The 1,793-nt window shown below is 66.4% G+C and carries 1 protein-coding gene and 1 pseudogene; one reads left to right on the top strand and one right to left on the bottom strand.

The window, feature by feature from the left end; all coding sequences use genetic code 11:
- Positions 1–53: 53 nt before the first annotated feature.
- Positions 54–899, top strand: a pseudogene (gene istA, locus FFK22_RS41645) (IS21 family transposase); the annotation flags it as partial.
- A gap of 112 nt (positions 900–1,011) precedes the next feature.
- On the opposite strand, the gene FFK22_RS41640 reads toward istA, so the two are convergent.
- Complete coding sequence (locus FFK22_RS41640; RefSeq protein WP_138893667.1) at positions 1,012–1,713, bottom strand: IS6 family transposase; 702 nt, start codon at positions 1,711–1,713, stop codon at positions 1,012–1,014.
- Positions 1,714–1,793: the final 80 nt, after the last annotated feature.

The following is a 1,793-nucleotide window of genomic DNA, read 5'->3' as shown; positions in this document are numbered from 1 at the left end:
CGTAGGAGTGACGCACGCACACTGCCTGTCTTTGGAAGACGGGCGGTCGGGGGATGAAGGGCGTGGACACGATTGCGCGGATCCGTCGCGAGTTCTTCGTTCGGGGCCGGACGATCAAGGAGATCGTCCGGGAGCTGCACGTTTCGCGGAACACGGTGCGCAAGGTGTTGCGCTCGGACGCGACGGAGTTCCGGTATGAGCGGGAGGTACAGCCACTGCCCAAGCTTGGGCGCTGGAGGGGTGACCTCGATCGGATCCTGGCGGCGAACGAGGCGAGGCCGCGCCGCGAGCGGCTGACGCTGATCCGGGTCTTCGAGGAGTTGCGCGCCCTCGGTTACGACGGCGGCTATGACGCAGTGAGGCGCTACGCGCGGAGCTGGCGCCGGGAGCGGGCCGCGGTGGCGGCGGATGCGTATGTGCCGTTGAGCTTTGCGCCGGGCGAGGCCTACCAGTTCGACTGGAGCCATGAAGTGGTGCTGATCAACGGCGTGACGGTGATCGTGAAGGCCGCCCACGTCCGTCTCTGCCATTCGCGCATGCTGTTCGTGCGGGCCTATCCGCGCGAGAGCCAGGAGATGGTGTTCGATGCCCACGAGCGGGCGTTTGCCTTCTTCAAAGGCGCGTGCACTCGCGGCATCTACGACAACATGAAGACGGCGGTGGAGACGATCTTCGTCGGCCGTGAACGGGCCTACAACCGCCGCTTCCTGCAGATGTGTAGCCATTATCTGGTCGATCCGGTCGCCTGCACGCCCGCCTCGGGTTGGGAGAAGGGACAGGTCGAGAACCAGGTCGGCCTGGTGCGCGAGCGCTTCTTCACACCGCGGCTTCGGGTGAAGAGCTATGACGAGCTGAACGCTTGGCTGATGGATCAGGCCATTGCCTATGCCAGGGGCAACAGGGGCATAAGGCCGGGCGCGTCAAGTTGACTCGCTGAGCGCGCCGCGGGTTCCGTGCGGGGGTTTGTCACGTTGGCGAGCGTGGCCGCGATGAGGCCGGCATCCGCCAGGCTCATGCCGCGACGCCAGCCGCATCCCGCCATGCCGCGAACGCCTCGGCGCGAAAGCGGCGGTGCGTGCGGGCGGTGGTGAGGTGGCGGCAGACATTGAAGGTGTTGTAGGTCGCGGCATGCATCGACAGGAACCGCTGCGCCGATGCGGCCGATTTGAACCGCTGCAGCTTTCGCTCCCGTCGCCGGACCGGGACGTGCGAACTTTCGGCCCGGTTGTTCAGCCGCTTGCCTCGAAGGTGGGGTGTCCCGTCCAGCCGCAGGTCACGAAGTGCGGCGCCGTAGGCCGGATACTTGTCGGTGACCCAGGTGGTTGGAGCGATGCCCTGCCTCCGGAGGAGCTTGCGCATCAGCTTGCGAGCTGCAGCCGTGTCTCGCTTGGCCTGAACCAAAACCTCGAGCACCTCTCCTTCAGCATCGACGGCGCGCCAGAGATACATCGGCTTGCCGCCGATCCGGGCGAACATCTCATCGAGGTGCCAGCGGCGGTGCGGCACGGGCCGCTGCGTGCGGAGGCGCCGGGCGATCATCGGGCCGAACGCGTTCACCCACCGGCGGATCGTCTCGTATGAGACCTCGACACCGCGCTCGGTGAGCAAGTCCTCGACGTCGCGGTAGCTCAAGGTGAAGCGGAGATACATCCAGACCGCGCGCTGGATCACGTCGGACGGAAAGCGGTAACCGGCATAGTCAGGCGAGGCCATAGCTACCGCTACGCTCCTCGCGGGCGCACCGCAAGGTCGCGAACGTGACAAGCTCCACAGGAGGGACCCGCGCGTAGCGG

The sequence above is a fragment of the Mycobacterium sp. KBS0706 genome, assembly GCF_005938675.2.
Classification (GTDB): domain Bacteria; phylum Pseudomonadota; class Alphaproteobacteria; order DSM-16000; family Inquilinaceae; genus Inquilinus.
The sequence above is the reverse complement of the archived record's forward strand: the minus strand, read 5'-3'. Positions and strand labels throughout refer to the sequence as shown.